The organism is Bradyrhizobium sp. WSM1417, assembly GCF_000515415.1.
Classification (GTDB): domain Bacteria; phylum Pseudomonadota; class Alphaproteobacteria; order Rhizobiales; family Xanthobacteraceae; genus Bradyrhizobium.
This window is the reverse complement of sequence record NZ_KI911783.1, coordinates 3,890,032-3,906,935: the sequence shown is the minus strand read 5'-3', so window position 1 is coordinate 3,906,935 and position 16,904 is coordinate 3,890,032. Positions and strand designations below refer to the sequence as shown.

At 65.6% G+C, this 16,904-nt stretch carries 1 protein-coding gene; it reads right to left on the bottom strand.

Features of this window, described 5'->3' with window-relative positions; all coding sequences use genetic code 11:
* Positions 1–8: 8 nt before the first annotated feature.
* Positions 9–16,862, bottom strand: a complete 16,854-nt coding sequence (locus tag BRA1417_RS0118610; protein ID WP_027517073.1) for a leukotoxin LktA family filamentous adhesin — start codon at positions 16,860–16,862, stop codon at positions 9–11.
* Between the last annotated feature and the right edge of the window lie 42 nt (positions 16,863–16,904).

The window sequence follows — 16,904 nt, the reverse complement described above, 5'->3', positions numbered from 1 at the left end:
TGGTCCCGTTACCATGCCTGTGCGAGACGGCCGATGGCCGGCTTCGCCGCCTCGATCGCCGCGTCCTTCCAGCCGACGCGTCCCACGCGCTGGCCCTGCCGGCGCAGCTTGCGCATGTCGCTCAGTCCCTCGATGTTGACCGCGGGACCAGAGCCGACGGTTTCGACCGGCAGCGGTGTCAGCAGCGCATCGAGCCGCGCCTTGCCGGAGAGACCGAGCAGGTAGAACGTCCCCCCGTCCTTCTTCGCGAGCCAGGTCTCGATGTTCTCGGTGCCCTCGCCGTCGACGGAGATGTTGCGGATCATGCTGGCGCCGGTGAAGTCGTTGCAGCAGGTGTGGGTCGGCCCGTAATTGGTGACGGTCGCGGAGACGTCGCCGGTGTAGAACACCACATAGGCGTTGCTGACATTGGCATTCCCGACCTGGCTCATCGTGAACACGCCACCTGGCTGGTAGAGCTGCAGCGACGGCCAGTTGGACGGCGCCGGCGTACGGTTGTCGAGCAGCACCTGCTGGGTTGCCGTGGTCAGCATGAGCTGACCCGGCACATAGCCGTTCAGGATCGCGACGGCCCGCGCGTCGGTCCAGAAGTTGGCATCCACCACCCTGAACTGGTTGATGATAATGCTATCAGGGTCGATCGAGACCTTCGCCGAGGTCGCGGTGCCGCCGTTGTAGCCCGTCACGTTCATGATCAGCGGGATCTGCGGCGTCGAGCGGATCTGCTCGCCGTTGACGTTGATCGTATCGGCGGCGAGGTCGAGCTCCCTCACCACGCTGACGAAGCCGATCGTCAAGTCACCCGGCGACGACAGCTTGACCGTGTTGCCCCTGATCCGGTCGAGCGAGATCGCCCCCGCCGAAGCAAAGTGCGTATCGCCGTTGGCGGAGATCGATCCGCCCCGGATCGAACCGGCGTCGGAGCGCAGGTCGATATCGCCGGCATCACCCGGGATACCCGTCGTGGTGAGCTGGCTGAAGACGATGTCGTTGACAGCATGCAGGGTCTGTGTGCCACCGCTGATGGCGGTGCCGAGGGTGATCCCTCCGGCAGTCGCGGTGACGCCGAGCGAGCCGCCGGCTGTGAGATTGTCCCACTTGACGACGGTGCCCTGCAGCACAGCGTTGCCGGTCGTGGCCGTGAGATTATGACCGGTGTTGGTCCCCGCAGCGATCAGCCGCGCGGAGCCGTTGGCGGAGACTGAGCCGAGCGTCGTCGCGCCACCCGAAGTCACCGTCTGTGCCAGGATGAAGCCGTTGTCGGCGGCGACGTTGATGCTGCCGGCGTCACCGTTCATGCCCGTCGCCGTCAGCGCGTGGAACGTGACATTGTCATGGGCGTGCACGGTCTGCGTGCCGCCGCTCTGCGCGGTCTGGAAGGTGATGCTGCCCTGGCCCGCACTCGCGCCCAGCGTCGTCGCGACGTTGAGGACGTTCCAGTCGATCGGGCCGCCGGCGGTCAGCTGGCCGGAGCCGGTTGTGGTGGCGAACCTGTTGCCCGTGATCGTCGTGGCGGCACGTAGCGTCGCCGAGCCGTTAGCCGACACCGAGCCCAGCGTCGTCACGCCGCCCGACATCACCACCTGCGCCAGGATGAAGCCGCTATCAGCCGTGACAGTGATGTTGCCGACATCCCCGTTGATACCGGTGGACGTGAGCGCGTTGAAGCTAACGTTGTCGTGGGCGTGGATGGTCTGTGTGCCGCCGCTCTGCGCGGTCTTGAAGCCGATGCTTCCCTGGCCCGCGGTCGCGCCGAGCGTCGTGCCGACGTTGAGGACGTTCCAGTTGATCGGCCCGCCGGCGGTCAGCAGGCCCGCTCCGGTGGTGGCGGCGAGCGTGTTGCCGGTGATAGTCGAGGCGGCACGCAGCGTCGCCCCGCCATGAGCCGAAACCGAGCCGAGCGTCGTCACGCCGCCCGACATCACCGCCTGCGCCAGGATGAAGCCGTTGTCGGCCGTGACGTTGATGTTGCCGACGTCACCACCATTGCCGGTCGTAACCAGCGACTTGAACGTCACGTTCTGGCCGGCGTGGACCGTCTGCGACCCGCTGCTGTCGGCCGTGCCGATGACGATGCTGCCATTGTTCGCGACGGCGCTGAAGGAACCGCTCGCACCCGTGGCCGTGCCCGCCAGCACCTGGTCGAGCGTCAGGCCACCGCTGCCGAGGATGTCCACGCTACCCTTCACTGCGGACAACAGGCTCGCCTCGGTGTCGGTCAGAGACTTCAGATAGATACCGCCAGCACTCGTGTTTGCGGACAGCCGCGCGGCACTGAGGATGAACCGGCTCGTCGCGTTGCCGATGCCGTTGGATGCGCTCAGCGAAACTTCGGCGCCGGAGCTGGACGCGAAGATCTTCGTTTGACCGTCGCCATTGTCGACGATCGCTCCGAGCGAGGCAACGCCACCAGCGGTGACGACGATCGAAGGCCCGTTCGAGGCCGCGGCGTAGGACAGCGACGAGTTGAGCTGGCCGATGGACGCGTCGCCGGTTGTGGTCACGGAGATCACGCCGGCCGCGTTGATGGCCGAGTAAGCGCCCATCGACAGTGAGGCGGAAGCCAGCGTCACCCCGCCCGAGGAGCTGCCGGCCACCACCGGCGCCGCGCTGGTGCCATCGGCGAAAGTCACAGCACCGTTTGCAAGCAGCTGCATCAGGGCAACGCTGGTGACATCGGCATTGATGCTGATCGCGCCGTGCGGCACGTTCAGCGTCAGTGTCCCGCCTGCAGTCAGCGTGCCGTAGGTACCGGTCGCACCGACCGCGAGATCGTGTGCCACGACCAGGATGCTGAGGTCGCCGACCGCGGAGCCTGTGAGCGCGCCGGAGAGCTGCACCTGCAGCGGCTGGAACACCGACCCGTTGAAGCTGATATCGCCGCCGGCGCGCAGATCGAGATCCGTGCCGACGATGTGCACCGCCGTGCGATCAGCGAAGTTGGTTCCAGCCTCGGCATAGATGCTGCCTGTTGCGGCCAACTGGATGGCGCCGGGCGCAGAGACGTTGCCGAGGACGAGGTCGCCGGTGGTCTGCTTCACATAGACGCCCAGTCCGGACGACACCTGATCAAGATGATCGGTGGTCGGGCTGGCGAAGGCGATCTGGATCACGTTCGCGTTAGTCGCCGGGTCGGCTCCGGCCGGTCCAGCGCCGCCGATGTTGCCGTGCTCGGCGATCAGGGAGAGGTTGGGAATGTCGCCGGAGATCACGGGAACGCCGCTCACGCCCGCTGAGATGCCGCTCACCGCATCGAGCTTGACGTCGCCCCTGCCGGTCACCTGGATGCCGTCGGCCTGCGCGGCCGCGATCGGACCGTAGGTCGCGGCAGCAATGCCGCCGAGCACGAGGCTGTTCTTGCTGCCGAGATAGACCTCCGACAGCGCCTTGGCGGTGACCGCGGCCGGAGCGTCCAGAATGACGAGGCTCTGTTGCGACAGCGTGACGTTGTAGGTCACGACGCCGGTGGTCGGGTCGGTCGAGGAGTTGACGACGAGCTGTCCGGGACCGGCCGAGGCGAGCAGTCCCTTCTGGGCGGACGTCAGCGACGAGGCATTGACACTCGTGAACGTGAACGTCTGAGGCGCCGCGAGCTGGCCGACCGAACCGTTCGGCGTGTACAGCATGACCTGGCTGGCCTTGATGTTGGCCGCGACGTCCTCGCTGATCGGCGGTGGCGGTGCTCCGACGGCTGAGGAAGAGACGGTGTAGGCGAGCTGGCTCTGGGTCCATTGCGAGCCCGCTGTGATCATCCCGTAGAGCTTCTCGGTCGGCGCGAGCGTATAGGCATAATTCGAGCTGTAGGTCGCAAGCGCCGTCTGCAGGGCCGTATTGGTCGGCATGAGCTGATGGCCAGTTGGCACGCCGTCGAATAATCTGGTGAACAGGTTCGACGAGAGCGTGCTGCCGAACAGCGTCGCCAGCGGGTCCGCGGGCGCGGTGCCGAGCAATGCCGTCAGCGAGGCCTTGACCTGGACCGTGTCGATCATGCCGAGCAGGAACTGGTCCTTCAGCAAGCGCGTCGTGGCCTCATTCTGCATGTCCGTCGTCGAGACCGCGGAAGGATCGATCCCAAGCTTGGCGGCCACCTGCGCCCGCAGCACGGTCAGGCCCACCGAGGTCGGGCTATAGGTGTTGCCGTTCGCGAAGGCGACGTTCTTGAGCTGGAAGTAGTCGTTATAGGCTGCGGTGACCATGGTCTGGTAACTGTTGACGGCTGCGGTCGCGCCGTTGCCGCTGAGGAGGTCCAGGCTGGTCCAGACATCCGCCAGATGCGCGCTCTGCTGGGCGGTGAGGCCGCCGGACGACAGGCCGTTCAATATCCTGGCTTGCGCCCCGTCGGAGGCCGCGGCCTCGAGGAACACCGGGCCGCTCTTCGACTCGACCGTGCCGAGCCGCAGATCGCCCTTGGACTGCACGATGTAGGTTCCGGTCGTCGAATAGCTGTTGAGTATGCCTCCGTCCACGCTGCCGTCGACCAGCGTCGTGCCGGTCGCCTGGATCACCAGCGGATTGATGCTGGTAAGCACGGTCGCGCCGTTGCTGACGCCGGTCACCGCGCCAATCGCACCGCCGGTGGACCTGATCTCGATGTTCTTGCCGACGACGACGGGGTTGCCGACGCTGTAGGCGGACGCCGAGTTGATGTCGCCGGTCGCCGAGATGAAGACGCTGCCCTGCGGCGTGCTGCCCGCCGAATTCACCTTCACCTGGTTGATCGAAAGCGAGCCGATGGCCGCGATCGCGATATCGTGGTCGATCGAACCGGCCGTTAGGCTGCCGCCATAGACCTGCACGGAGACCGGCGCCCCACCGGCACCGATGCTGCCGATGCCGCCCGCCGCCGACAGCGACACACTGGTGCCCGATATCACCGGATTGTTGGCGTTCGCGCCGACCGTGATGGCCGAACTGGCGCCGGTGGCCACGACCGAGGTCGTACCTTGAAGGTTGTTGATGGGGCCGTTGATGACGATGCCGGAGTTCGAGGTGACCGCGACCGTGCTGGCGCCGCCGCCGTTGAACTGGATGTTGATCGGGTTCGATGCCTTGACGGTGTTGGTCAGCGTCAGCGTGAGGTGATCGAAGATCTCCTGGTACCAATTGTACTGTCCATCCGCGCCGCAGCACTTGTCGGAATGGGTGTTGCCGCCGCCGCCGTGAGCCGAACCGGTCGCGGTGACGACCTCCTGGTAATTCGTGCTCTGCAATTGCCCCGTGGTGGCGCCGTTGGCGACCTGCTGTACGTCTGAGACGAGGCTGGTGGTGCGGACGAAAGAGCTACGGCTGTTGGGATCCCGCGAGGTGTATTGCCAGCCATAGTCGAACTGCGTGCTCGTCGTCGAACGATCCAGCGTCGCGGTGTCGACCCACTGGTAGTACATGTTGGCCTGCGGCGCGTATTGCAGGCCGGCCGTGCCGCTGGTTGCGGCAAGCATCGAGCCGTCATATTGGCTCGCATTGACGCTGTTGGTTCGATACGTCGACACCTGCTGGCCGCCCGGCGCGGCAGGATTGTAGACGTACCACGTCGTCTGCGCCTTGAGCTGATCGACGATCTCGATCACGCTGGCTGCGCTGACGCCGGTATTGATGGTGTTGGTGACGAGTTGCAGTCCGGTGGAGTTGTTCACCGTGATCGTGCCGGCGCCCCCGTTGACGATAATGTTGCCCTGCGGCGTGCCGTCGGTCGAGGTCGAGATGATCTTGCCGTTCAGGTAGACGTAGCCGCCGGACCCCTGCACCACGCCATTCAGGAGGATCTGGTCGGTGGCCGCATTGTACCTCGCGCCGACCTGGACGTCGCTGCCGCTCACCTTCGACAGATACTGCGTCAAATCCACATAGCTGCCGTGCTGCGCGTTGGTCTGGGCCTGGGCAAGGGCCGAGCTGTCGGCCTTCAGCGCGTTGATGGCATTCAGCGCGCCGGTGCCAATATTGACCGAATAGTTGCTGCTCGAGCCGCTTTGGATGGTGCCGTTGATGTTGAGAACCGATGCCGACAGGATGATCGCTTTGCCGATGATGAAGGGCGCATTCGCCGGCGGGTTGGTCGCCGTGTTCGCCGTCTTCGGCGTGATCACATCGGGCTGGATGTTGATGACCTGGAAGTAGGCGGAGCAACCCGCGCAGTTGAACGGGCTGGAGCCGCTATAGACGCCCTGGCCGTCGTAAGTGTGTCGCTCCCATGGGGCGGTGCTGATGGTCTGCGTGGTCGGCCCCTCGATCGTCGCGAGTGTGGATGCGCTGGGAGTGCTGCCGGCATTTGGGTTGCCGTTGCCCGGCGCACCCGAACCCATCGGCAGGAAGATCGCCGAATAGAGCGAAACGCCGTCGTAATACAGATCCAGCAGCCGGGCCGTGAAGACGGTGCTGTTGCTCGCCGTACCGGCGACGCCCGCACTGCCGGAGGCGCAGCAATAATAGGAATACGGGTGATTGCCGCCGGAAGCGATATGCACGCCGCTGTCGTAGGCGCCATAGGCACCGAGATAGGTCGCCGCCGCCATCACCGCCGTCAGCGTGTCGTTGTCGGCCGGCTTGTACTCGGTATTGGCCCATTGCGAGGCCACGTCATGGTTGGAGTTGAAGATGCTGCCGACGCCGCCGTTGAAGGTGAAGGAGCCGTTCGGCACCACCATCTGGATTGTCGCGGCATCGAACGTCTGAGATGCGACGACGTTGCCGAGATTGTTGGTGATCTTGAGCAGGCCGTTCTCGTTGGTGACGACGCCGTCGAAGTAGATGTCGGGCGTGCGCGTCAACGTGTTGCCGTTCTGGTCGACACCGAGACCCGTGTTGGGATCCTTGCGGTTATAGACCGCCGAGATATCGATGATCGGCGTCGCGCTGTTGTTCGACGTGAAGGTCACGTTCGACGACGACCCCGGGTCGACCTGCGGGTGCGTGACCAACCCGCCCGTCACATTGGTGATCGTGAGGTTCGACAGTGCGACGAAATCGAGGCCCTGATTTTCAATCTTGATCATGGGCGACGAGCGCGCGATCACCGACGGCGCGACGTTACCCGCACCACCTGCCCCGGACAGGCTCTGCGCCAGGATCGAAACGTTGCCGGCCGACACCAGTATATCGCCGAAGGCGAAGGCGTTGCCGGATGCATTGGCGGCGAACGGCGCCTGCTGAATCAGGGTGTTGATCTGGCGCTGGATGTCGCCGGTCGGATCGGTGCCGCCAAAGGTGATCGAGGGCTGCGCGGCGGAAAGCGCCGTCTGGACCTGCGTCGACGTCAGGCCACTCAGAGATGCGAGTTGAGCGACAATCGTCTGGTAAGGATTGAAGCCGCCAACGATGGTGTACTGGATCGTCTGGTGGTTCCAGCTCATCACCCGATTGAAATGATCGACGCCGGAGACGTATTCGAGCGAGAGCGGATCGTAGGGGCTCGTCGTGGACAGGGTCGGCGTGCTCGCGCCAAGCGCGATCGTGATCGTCTCGTCATTGTGGATGCCGGCCACCACGAGGCCGTTGAGCGCGACATTGCCGGTCCCGCCGCTGTTGTCGTTGCTGTGGTTGTCGCTGTTCTTGGCGCTGAAGATCTCTAGGTAGGGATTGTAGTTGCTGCCGAGACCGGAGGCCGTGACCTGGCCCGGCGTCGCGGTGAGCGAAATGTCGTTGGCGCCGAGCACCTTCGAACCGATGGCAAGCGTCAGGCTGGTGTCGTCGTCGGCGTTGGCGGTGCCGCGATAGAGGCCCGAGATGGGAACGACCGTGTTGTTGTAGACCACCGTCGTCGCGTTCGCGGCCACGCTGCTGTAGATACTGCCGTCGCCCGCCAGGCCTGCGGCGATGTTGATCTTGCCCCAGGCCTCCACTGTCGAGTTGCTGCCGACATTAACGTTCTGTGTTGCATGCACCCATGCGTTTGTGCTGGCGCCGACTCCGCCGACCGCACCATAAAGGCTGGCGTTGGCGTAATTGTTCGCCGCCATCCGCGACGCCGAGCCAATATAGATGTTGCCGGCGCTGAACAGCTCTCTGGCCTGGATGTTGACCGAGAGCGTGGCGTTTGCCGTCATGTCGGATTCGGCGCCGCCGCCGGCGAACAGGCCCGCGGCGCTCAAATTGACCGTGTCGGTCGTGCTCAACGTGTTGTAGGCCTCGATGTTGATCGCGCCCGTCGTCGTTCTCGGATCGGCATTGAGGCTCAGGATCGTACCGGCGTCGATGTTGGTCGTGACGGTCTGCGTGACCCTGGACTTGCTGAGCGCGGCCGCGCCGGCAAACACGCCGCCGGAACCAGACCGCGCCCCACCACCAGCCTGGTTGACCACGTCGTTGGCGATCACAACTATGTCGCCGCCGGCCGAGTTGACGATCAGATGCGTGCCGATTTCAGCCGTGGTCGTCGACGTGATATCGTTCTGCGCGCTGCCGCCGGAGGCGCCCGCCGCGGAGGCTTGGTAGGCATCACCGCTGCCGGCATAATTCGTCGTATGCTTGGCCTTGATGTTGAGGCCGCCGAAATAAAGCGTATTGTCCGTCGCCTCGCCATAGAGCATGGCGTCGGTGACCGCAGTGGTGGCCGTCGTCGCGACCGCTGCGGCGCCGGCATAAGTGCCGCCCGCACCGACGATCGCGCTGGCGACGTTGGTATCGGTGCCCGTGGCGGTGATCTGGAGAACGCCCGTGTTGGACGCGGCGGTGACCGCGCCGGCCCCGAGATAGGCGTAGGTGTGGGCGCTCGAGGAGACCTGTGCGACGGTCGCGCCAATGGCGAGGAACCCGGTCGAGAGACCGGTCGACTCGGCGTACTGGCTGCTGTCGTTCTCTGCGGCAATGACCACGTCGGCATTGGGAAGATGGATCCCGGTCCCGCCATAGGCCCTGACGGTCGCGTTCTCGGAGGCCCTGGCGTAGCTGCCCTGGGCGCCGATCAACGAGCCGCCGCCGCCCGCAAGTGACCAGGCGTAAGTCGTCGTGCCGCCCGTCGGCACCAGCGCCATGGCGGTCACGCCGAGCGCCCCGCCCGAGAAGGTGGTGTTGTCGCCGACATCGGCGGTGACGGTGGCCGTCACCATGGATTCCGCGACGGACACGCCGATGGCGCCGCCGCCGACCGCGACACCGATCGCCTTGCTCGAAACGTTCGGGGTGATCGACGCCGACACCAGCGTGCCGGCGCCGGTCGCGGACGTGGTGATCGATGCGCTGGAACCGATCTCGGCCAGAACAGTCGAGTTTTCCTTTGCCGTGGCGACTGCCCCGTCACCGGCGACGATGCCGCCCGCGACCGCGGTCGCGGACGCCGACATTGCGCCGGCCTCGCCTGCGCCAATCGCAAGGGTCGAGCTGTTCACCGTCGCGTTCGACAGCACCTTTGCCGCGACCGAACTGGACCGTCCCGTGGTCGCGATCGACACCCCAATGGCCGCGAGGCCGCCGGTGCCGCCGCCCGCGGTCACGCTCTGGGTCGAGCTGTCCATCGCCATGACTGCGACGCCGGTGCCGCCCGTGCCGGTGACGGAGCCGCCGAGCTGCGCCGTGACCGTGTTTGCGACGTTGCCGACCGCCACAGCCGCATCCGCGCCGAAATAGAGCGCTGCACCGCCGGCGATCGCCTCGCTGTCGACGGTCTTGCCCGAATAAGGTCCGGTGTCGGCGTCCTTGACCCGCGCCGCAACCGTCACGGAAGGCGCCGCGACGATCGCGCTCAGATTGGCGAGCACGCTGCTGTTGACACTGGTGTAGCCGATGCCGGCACCGATACCGACATTCTTGGCAAAGCCGGCGCCGAGCAGGAACATCTTGGTCGCGTTGGCGCTGGTCGCAGCGACGTTGACCTGCGTTCCGGTGACATTGCCGCCCGCGATCTGGGCGGTGACACCGTCATTGCCGCCGGTCAGCACGGTGCTGACGTCGTAGGTCGAGGTTGCGTTGGCGTTGCCCGGATTGCCCGAGGTGCCGCTCGCGACCGCGTCGCTGCCGTGCAAGGAATTGGTGCCCGCGTTCACCGACGCGAGGGTGCCGTTGTTGCCCTGGTTGAGCTGGCCGGTCTGCTCGCCCTGCGTATCCGGATCGGCGGTGTTGGTGCCGACGATGATGACGCCGACGGTTGCGCCGATGCCGACGCTGCCGCCGATGCCGGCGGTGACCGCGTAGGACAGCACTTCCTTGGTGCTGAGCGCGCCGACATTGATTGCGCCGGACGAATTGAGGTTGCTGTTGCGGCTTTCCGCAATGGTCTGGCTCTTGAAGACGATGACATTGGCCGCAGCGCCGACGCCGACGCCGGACCCGCTGGCGGCAATCGAAAGCGCGCCGGCGATCTCCTTGATCGCGACGTCTTCGGTGGCGTTGATGGTGACCGCGCCAGCCGCGCCGCCCGTGGGGGACTGCAGCGTGGTGTCGTAGACGCCCGCGATGGTGGTGTTGTTGGCGATCTCGATGTTGGCCATGCCGGCGATCGCCGCCGTGCCGGTCGAAAGCGCCCCGCCGATCGAATAGGCCTGGAAGCGGTTCTTCGTCGTAGCCTCGACGTCGAGCGCGCCGCTCAAATTGACCGCGGTCGTGTGCGCCGCGCCGTCGCCCTGATAGTGGAACTCGTCGCCGACATAGGCCTCGGTCCGGTTCGCCGAGACCTGAACCAGGAACGCCGCGCCGATCGCGGCCTGGCTGCCATAGGCGCCCGAGCCGTTCGCCGACGCGATACCGGTGGCGTCGTAGGCATTGACCGCGAGCGAGGACGCCGTGAGGGAGCCGCCGTCGACATAGGCCTCGGTAGTTGCGACGAAGACGTTCAGCCCGACCGAGCCGGTGCCGAAACCGACCGCGATCGATGACGCGTCCTGCTCGGCATTGGCTTTCACGGTGACGGCTCCCACCGTTGCGCTCGTCGACTGCATGCCGCCAACGGTCGCACTGGTGATGTAGGCCTCGGTGTCACGCGACATCGTCGTGCTGAGAATGGTCGCACCGCCGCCCCCGCTCCCGGTTGGCGGCACCACGCCAGCGCCGAACGCGCCCGAATAGGAGAAGCTGCTGGCGGCCACGTCGATCTGCGGGTCCAGCGTCGAACTTGCCAGCCGGGTGTCGATCGCCGCGCCGTCGATATAGGCCTTGGTGGATCCGCTCATCACATTGGTGATCGGATTGATCATGATGGAGATGCCCGAGCCCGCGGACAGGGTGGCGACATTGGTGACGACGGCTTGGTGCGAGCTGGCGACGACGGCGAGGCCGCGTACGCTCTCCTGGGTCTCGCTCAGATCGGGCGTGATGTCGGTGGGCGCGCTGAAGCCGCCGAGATCGATCGCGTGCGCGAGCGTGCCGCTGTTGACCGAAAGCACGTCGCTCGTGCTGGTTCCGAGCGCATCCACTTTCGTCGTCGTCCCGCTGATATAGGCCGCGGTGGTGCCGGTGATCTTGTTCGTGACCATCGAGCCCGCGCCGCCGGCCGCGCCCTTGCTGATGGACACGGCGCCGGCGAAGACGCCCGCTTTGTCGTTATTGCCGGCAATCACGGCAACGTTGTTGTTTGCGGTGACGTCGGCCCCGCCGGTAATGCTGGCGGTGACGTTGGTTCCCATCAGATTGGTGGCGACCGAACCGGCAAGGCCGATCTGAGAAGAAATCGCAATACCGACGGCAACCGTCGAGATATCGGCGTTCGAGTTCGCGTTAATGGCCACGCTGCCCGAGGCGATCAGCTTGGAGCCGGTGACGCCGGCACTGACATTGTTGGCGATGCTGCTGTAGACGAGTGCCAGCCCCGCGGCGCTGCCTTGCGTCGAGGCGCCCGCGACGGCGGCGGCGCCGGTGATGCTGGAATTGTCGCTCGCGGTGACGGAGATGTTGGAGGCCGTCACGGTCGATTGCGTCGTGTCGGACTGGTTGTTGCCGATTGCCGCCGAAACATTATTGGCGATCGAGCTGATTGTCATGCCGCCGACGCCGGCAAACTGACCGGTCGCCAAACCGAAGCCAATCGTGACCGACTGGATCTTCGTGGTGTCGACCGCATTCACACTGACGCTGCCGATCGTCGACATCCGGACGTTGGCGATATAGGCCGAATGCGTCGTCGCGATGGTATCGTACACCATCGACGCCCCGACATTGTTCTTGCCGGCCTGGATAATGCCCGCAACGGAGATGATGCCGGCGCCCGGACCGTTACCGGTGCCGCCGTTGAGCGCCGCGGCGCTGAAATCGATGCAGTTCTGCGTGCCACCGCCGGCGGCGGCCGTGCACGTGTCCGACGCAAGATGATTGTTGTTCGACTTCTTGACGAGATTTCCGAGCGCCGTATCGAGGTCCGACACAGCGCCGCTGTCCGCCAGCACCGTCACGCGCCCGACGTTGATGTTCACTGTCGAGTTGCTGCTGATATAGGCCGTCGTCGTGGACGTGATTTCGTCGACGACGATCGAACCCGACAGACCGTTCGACCCTGCCCCGGCCGACGCGGCACCGGCCGCGATGATGCTGGCATTGTCGGCGAGCACCAGAAGCGAGTCGTAATTGCTGATCGATGTGGACTTGATGTGCGCGTCGGTCGCGTTGCCGCCGGAGGGATCGCCGATCGAGGCATACGTCATGGCGACGCCGAAGCCGCCCTGTCCGCCGGAAATATAGAGCGAACCGCCGCCGACCGCGATGTTGCTGGTCTGATAAGCATCGACCTCGAGAGCCCGCAGGACGCCTGTGCTCCCGCCGGCGATCGTCGAATTCTCGATGTAGGCCTGCGCACTGTCGGTGATGATGCCGACGGACAGAGCGATCGAGGCGGCGTTGGACCGCGTTGACGCGGCAAGGCCGATCGCCACGACCGTTTCCGATCCGCCGTTCAATGCCTGCACGGTCACGGACTGCTGGTTATTGACCGTGGAGTTGGAGATGAAGGCTTTGGTCACATTGTTCGAGATCGCCGCGGCGATGGTGCCGTCGACGGCCACGCTCGTCGAGCCGGCGCTGCCTCCCAGATTGGCGGCGGCGCCGCCCGAGCCGTTGTTGAGAATGGTGTCGTTGAGCGCCTGGACCAGCAAGGTGGCCGTTGGGCTCGGCGAGTAGCGGTTGATCGTGACGCCGGTGATCGAGGCGGTCGTGCCAAGGCTCACATCGCTGATGGAGGAGCTGCCGGCAAGATCGATCGTGAAGCCGCTGCTGGAGGCGCCCGACGACGAGCCAACCTTGGCCAGCGCGGTTGAAATCCCGCCCGCGCCGCCGGTCGCGGCTGCGCCGACGGCACCGGCCTTGGTGCCGAAGTCCGAGACCGAAGGTTCCGAGATCGCAGCCGCAATCGACGCCGCGGTGATCCGGCCCGCGGTCGTCGCGGAAATCGCCAAATGGTCGGCCGTGACCGACCCGTTACCGCTGCCAGTTCCCGAGAACGGATCGTCCGAACTGAACGGGCCCGGGTGGATGTCGCTGTGATTGTCACCGACATAGGCGGCGGTGTCGGTGGTCGCGCCGAGATAGGCGACGGCGAGGCCGACGGCGGAGTTGCCGCCGGCTGACACCGCGCCGGCAACCGACAGCATCGACAGATCCTGCTGGGCGAGCACATTCACCGTGGGAGCCGACACGGTGGCGCCGATCCCGATCGAGGCATGAGTCGTGTTGTTCACGAGCGCGACCGACGTGATCCCGTTCAGCGCGAGCGCGCCGGCCGCCTTGCCGGACGTCGGCGCGACGCCGAAGAACTGGTCGGTGGTCGATGCCGTGATGGAGACGTTGTCGGTCGCGCCGAGCGAAGCGCCGGACGCCACTCCGGCGATCGTGTTGTTCCAGAACTGGACCAGATTGAGCGCGCCGCCCAGCGACGAGCCGCCCGAGGTGTTGCCGGGAAGGAAGCCGAGCGTGCCGACATTGCCGGCGGCGTCGATCGAGGCCGAATAGGCCGTCGCCGCGATGGCGAGGGTCGCGTCGAAGGCCTGCGTCGCACCGCTGTCCAGCGCGGCCGTCCAAGCGCCGCTGCCGCAACTCGCAACGGTGCAGGTCGACGTCAGGCTGGCGCCGGTCGCAACCCACGCCGTGGTGTTGTTGTGAACCATGAAATTGTTCAGCGACCCCGAGATGCCGACGGTGTCGCCTGCGTCAGCGGTCGCATTGGCGTAGCTGGTCAGGATGCTGCCGCCGACGCCGAGATTTCCGTTGAGATGCCTCAGCACGTCGGTCAGCGAGGCCCATTGCAACCAGGTGTTGGTAATCGGCATATAGGTGTTTGCCGAGACGCCGATCTCCGGCGCATTGATCAGGGTCCCGCCGCCGATATAGGCGTTCGAATTGTGCGTGAAATCGCCCCATGCGACCGCCGCGGCGACGGCCGTCGACTGACCATCGACCGGGCTCGAGCTGATCGCCGAGGCCGTCGCAATGCTGCGCACGCCCACGTCGATCACGTTGCTGATGACGGCGACGTTACCCGACGTGTAGATCGACGGCGCGCCGCCGCTCGGATTCTGCGCAATCGCCGCCGTTGCGCTCTCCGTGCTGCGCGCGATCGTCAAGGCCGCCGCCGCCTTCAGGTTCAGATCCGCGGTGAACAACGTGCTGAACTGCTGCGAGAACAGGTTGGGATTCATCGTGCCCACGACCAGGGCACCCTGAAGTCCGGCAATCAAAGCCGGCGTACCCGTGATGGTCGAGGACATCGTCGAGTTCGACGTCGTGTTGGAGGTCGCCTCGACCGTCACCGAGCCGTTCATCCGGTTCGACGTGCTGGACCCCAGCGACGACCCGAGGGTCGCGGTCGCCGAGGTGTTGACGTTGCTGATCGCGACGGCACCGCCGACGCCGCCGTTCAGGGCCGGATTATCCAGCCCCACAGAAGTCGCGGACGTCGAGAAGCTGTTGTTATTCAGCGCACGCAGCGCGAATCCACCGGTCGATCCGCTCGCGGTGCCGACGCTCAGGTGGGCGCCGGTCGCGACGTTTGCCGTGGTCGTCACCGACGCCGTCGAATAGGCCACCGTTGCCACGAGAACTGCGCTCGAGGTCAGCGATACGGCCGTGACGTTCATCGTGGCATCGTTGGTGGCCTTGATGCCGAGGGTGCCACCCGCGCTGATCGTCGCGTTGCTTGCGACGTTGGTGGTGACGTTGCCGGCGATGTTCCCGACCACGACCGCGGCGCCGACCGGCGATACGCCGAGGAGCGACGAGGCGATAACGGGATCCTCGGCCCTCTCCGACCCGTACGCGCTGATCGAGACGTTGCCGCTGCCGGAGATATTGGCATGGCCGTTGATGTTCACGGTCGCGGTTGCGCTCGCCGCGACATAGCCTCCGTTGAGGCCCAGGATCATGCCGGGGACCGACTCGCCGACCAGCGCGAACGTCGAAGCGAGCGAGCTCGTGAAGCTCGCGACTGCGGTGGAGCTCGCGCTGATCGAGATCGCGCCGCCGGTGATCGTGCCGTCAACGGTGATGCCCGTGGTCGCATGGGCGTGGCCGGACATCAGGATCTGGCTCGCCGTGGCTGCAAGCGTGACACTGCCGCTGCTGTAGGTCGTTCCACCAGTATTGATCGCCTGGGCGAGGATCTGCGCTCCGTTGACGATGCTGATGGTCGGCGCGTCGATCTCGACGTTGATGGCGTTGCCGACGGAATGAGTCTTGGTGACGTCGAGGTTGCGGGCATCGATCACTGCATGCCCGGCCAGCGTGACCGAATTGTCGGCCTGAACCAGATAAGTGCCACCAGCGCTGAGCGCCGCGATGGCGTTGGCGACGGACGTGTTGCCGAGGGTTACGCCGACGTCGCCCTGGCTGGCGTCGCCGATCACCACATCGGTCGGGTCGATCAGCAGCGTGCCGGCCCGGCCGTTCGGTGCGGCAAGGTTGATCGTGACGCCGCTGCCGACGTCGATCACACCGTTTCCGCTCAGCTCGACCAGGCCTGCATTGCCGGTTTTCGAGCTGGCATTGATCTTCGCGCCGCTCTTCACGGTCACGTCGTTGCCGGCCTTGACGAGAACGCCGCCGGCATCCGCGGTCCTGCTCGCCGTGCTCAAGCGCGCATTCTTGCCGAGTTCGGCCTGGTTGCCGGCCACGACCGTGATGTTGCTCGGCGTCGCGGTCTTGCTGCGCGCGGTCAGCCGTCCGTTGACGCTGGCGTTGTTGACGGCGCCGATGTGAATGGAGCCGTTGCGCACGGAAATCGCGGCGGCGCTCCGCAGCCCCTTGGAATTGACTGAGGCCGCGAACTTCGCGGCATGATCGAGATTGGCAATGTCGCGCTGGCTGGCACCGCCGACAAGGACGTTCTGCCCGGTCAGGCGCACGCCGTCGATGGCATTGACCCGGCCGTAGATCCGGATGTTGCCGTCCGGCGAGACCGGAAAAGACCCCGCCATCAGATTGGCGACGGCCGAACCATTGATCTGCCCCTGCGCGCCGATCAGGCTGTCGGTGAACTCGCGCGTCGGCGTCGAGACGTTGAGGCTGCCGACATTGACCGTGCCGCTGCGGCCGACCACGAAACCCTTGGGATCGGCGAAATAGACGTTACCGCCGATCGCGCCATTCATGTAGGAGTTCAGCGTGCCGTTGACGTAGACCGGTGCGTCGCGAACGATGTTGACGAGATTTTGCGTGCCGGTCGGCAGTTGCAGATTGACCGTGTTGCCCTGCCCGACGCTGAACTGCGAGAACGAGTTGAAGGCACTGGTGCCGGAGACGGTCGACGTCGTGACGGTGGTCACGCTGCCGGACGTCTGAAGGCTGGTCCCGGTGCGGCCGTCCGGCGTGATCACGTTCGCCGGCTGCGCCTGCAGGCGGACGCTGAACACCGGCAGGAAGACCATCTGCATCGCGCAGAGCAGTGACATCGAACGGAAACGCGCGAGCCCCCGCAGCGTCAGCTCGTCATTGTCTCGCCTTGCAGATGGTCGGCGCATTTCAGATCCTCTTCATCGGCACTGGCGCCGATCCACAACCGG